Here is a 2,934-nt window from a genome sequence, read left to right as displayed (position 1 = left end):
CAGATAGCCGCCGATGTGAGGGACCCAGCCAGTTCCGACGTCCTCGCGGACGACAAACAGCTTGTGGAGCACGTCGGGGCTTAGGAGAGGAAGTGCTTTTCGCAGCCACCGCTCGCGCTCGACCCCGCGACGGTAGTTCTTAGACCACTCCGGGTCACTGAGCTCGGCCGGATTGGCTTCGTGCATAGCAGCGCGAACCGCTGCCGACTGGCGGGCTACCTCAGCCTTCCCGAGTGCCTTCAGTTCGCGGCGGCGCTTCTGGTCCATTGGGAGCTAACACCTGAGTTAAGCCGCGCCGCGTAGCGGCGTCGGCTTGGACGAATTGTTAGGCAACAGGCTGCGCTGCCCGATTAATGCTTTCTGCGAGTGCTTTGCGTGCATTTCGTGCTTGACCGGGAAAGCGACCCGTGAGGAGTTTGCAGAGTGCGATCACACAGAGGCCGATAGCGAATGCCAGCAATGCGATGACGAGCAGAAGCCATGCGTAAACAGCGTTCGCTTGGTCTTCCGTGTAAGAGAACCATGCGACGGCGCCAAAGACAGCAATTTGGATCAGTAGAACGAGCCAGTTGAAGACGGCTAGAAGCAAGCCGAGAAAGTCGGACAGGCGATTGCTCAGCAGATCGTCGCTGTACTTGGCGGCGAAATAGCGAAGGACCTCCGGCCGAAATTCCGGGGCTTCCAATTCAGCAAGGGGCCGGCCGAGATGCACCGACGCATCTTGCAGGATGCGTGCGGCATTCCTTCGGTCAATCCAGGCGCCGAGAAAGTGCAAGCCGGTGCTGAGGAGTAGCATCGACAGCAGAGCACCGACGAGATGTATGGCGGCGATCATGTATTCCCTGTTGCCTAACACCTGAGTTAAGCCGCGCCGCGAAGCGGCGTCGGCTTGGACGAATTGTTAGCCTACGGACCAGCCCAAGGACCTTTGATGACCTTCGAGCCAGCCACGCTCTTCGGTGCCTTGGGGCGATGTCTCGTGGGGAGCTTGAGGTTGCGAAAGAGGCGCCATGCTATGTAGCCATCAAGGCCGCGAGCCGGCGCGAGATTAACCGCGGCGATAAGCAGAGAGAGGTAGCCAAGGAAGGCGATAGCCGGGCCGAGCACCGGTAGCGAGCCAGCGTTGGTGAGCTGCGCCAGCAAGACAAGGGGAAGCGCTACCGCCAGCTGGGCCGAGGCGCCACCCCAAGCGATCAGTGCGGCATCGCGTTCTGTGCGCGGTGCTTCAAAACAGACCCGGCCGTGAACAAAGCTGAGCCGAATTTCGTAAGGCCGGTAGCCCAGTCGGCGCGCGACGAAAGCATGCCCAAGCTCGTGTACGTAGAGGATGCCGAAGTATGCGGCTACCAGTGCCGCACCGTTGATAGGAGTGCGGAAGGACGCTGCCATGATGCCCGCGGCAACCAAGAGAACGGACCAGTGCAATTCGACGCGCGCGCCGAAGCCCGGAAGGAAAGGAGCCTGCACGTAGGTGTTCATCGGAGCAGTTTAGAGGCTAACACCTGAGTTAAGCCGCGCCGCGAAGCGGCGTCGGCTTGGACGAATTGTTAGGCGAGTGGCCGGTAACGCGCATTGGCCAGTGCCGCCATGACCATAGGGATAGTGTAGTGCTGCCAAGGAACAGTGCCAGGCGGTTCGCTGCCTTCGAGGTACTCACCGTGGTCAAACGCGTGGAAGATCTCTAAGGCGAATCCCTCGATTTCGGTCAGGTCGCCGGCCAAAGCATTCATCGCGTGATTGCCCGCCCAGAAGGGCAGCGATCCTTCTGCGAATGACTCGGCTACGTGCCGGGCGAACAACTGGAAGAAAGTCGCACGCTCAAGCTGATGCTTGACGCAGAACGACTCAAAGGCGCCACGGGCAAGCGGACGTGGGTCGTGTTCCGCGCTGCACGCTGCCACGAGTTGCTGGAGATCTTCTTCCACCGCCTAACACCTGAGTTAAGCCGCGCCGCGAAGCGGCGTCGGCTTGGACGAATTGTTAGGGCGCATCTTCGCAGAGCTGCGCACACCCCGCTTGAAACAGCAGGCAGCGACCGGGCTGCAACACGTGCGGCGCGTTCTCGGTCCACCACGCGGCAGCTTCCGGACTTGCTAAAGCGAGTATTTGAATGGCGTCGCTCCCCGGAACGACATAGCCCTTTTGCCATTTGGCTCGGCCCAAAAGAACGCTGAATAGACGAGCTACCAGTCTGCGTGGGCCGGAGAGAACGCCAACAGTCGGCGCGACGGCCAACGAGGCTCGTTGCGGCGCAAGCGGTAAGCGGAGGCCCACCCATTTCTCGCGCACCCACAGCGGCGCCTCGCCGTCGGGTACTCCGATAATTTCTACGAGTGCTTCGCTGCCACTCATGCGCCCTAACACCTGAGTTAAGCCGCGCCGCGAAGCGGCGTCGGCTTGGACGAATTGTTAGCCATTTGACTTGGCGAACACGACAACTAGGCCGGTAAGAGCGCCGACGAGGCCGGTGACCGCAGATAGCCAAACGGCCAGGTGAGCGTTCTGCTCGCGTCTAGCGCGCTCTTCTTGGCGAATCTCTTCTCGAAGAGCCTTTACGCCCTCCGGCGAAAGATACCAGCCACCGGTTTGATTGCCCTCATACCACGCGCCGCTCAGCTCCTCGCCTTCTCGACGAATGTGTGGACTGGGCACGCGCAATTTTCGCGCTTTTGATAGCAGCTTGCCGGTGAGGTAGGAGTCTTCCTCTTCTTCTTGCAGATTTAGCTCAAAGAGCATTGCGTCTTCCAAGCCTTGGACGGCTGGATAGTCTCGGCGGCCCCTAGCGGCGGCGATTTCTCTACCGTAGCCGCGCTCGATGCGCGACCTCTTCAATTGGAGTTGCCATGACGTAGGCAGAGGAAAACGAAACCGCTTCTTCATGCGCGATTGAACCTGCATCAAGTGGCTAACACCTGAGTTAAGCCGCGCCGCGAA

Annotated in this window: 5 protein-coding genes; all 5 read right to left on the bottom strand. The window is 60.3% G+C overall.

Translation table 11 applies throughout. From position 1 onward, the window contains the following. Positions 1-267, bottom strand: a 267-nt coding sequence (locus EVS83_RS15935; RefSeq protein ID WP_208108768.1) for a hypothetical protein, incomplete at its 3' end; no start/stop codon positions are given. A gap of 58 nt (positions 268-325) precedes the next feature. After that, positions 326-835, bottom strand: a complete 510-nt coding sequence (locus EVS83_RS15175) for a hypothetical protein (protein ID WP_133501988.1) — start codon at positions 833-835, stop codon at positions 326-328. A 71-nt stretch (positions 836-906) separates the two neighbouring features. Then, positions 907-1,479 carry a zinc metalloprotease gene (locus tag EVS83_RS15170; RefSeq protein WP_133501986.1) on the bottom strand — a complete coding sequence of 191 codons (573 nt, stop codon included), beginning with the start codon at positions 1,477-1,479 and terminating at the stop codon, positions 907-909. Between the two features lie 68 nt (positions 1,480-1,547). After that, entirely contained in the window at positions 1,548-1,925 is a 378-nt protein-coding gene (locus tag EVS83_RS15165) for a hypothetical protein (protein WP_133501984.1), read from the bottom strand. A gap of 484 nt (positions 1,926-2,409) precedes the next feature. Then, positions 2,410-2,934: hypothetical protein (locus EVS83_RS15160; RefSeq protein WP_208108767.1), on the bottom strand; the 525-nt coding region annotated here is incomplete at its 5' end.

This window comes from Cognatilysobacter terrigena (assembly GCF_004361065.1).
Classification (GTDB): Bacteria; Pseudomonadota; Gammaproteobacteria; order Xanthomonadales; family Xanthomonadaceae; genus Cognatilysobacter; species Cognatilysobacter terrigena.
Note: the sequence above shows the minus strand (reverse complement) of the source record. Positions and strands in the feature narration are given on the sequence as shown.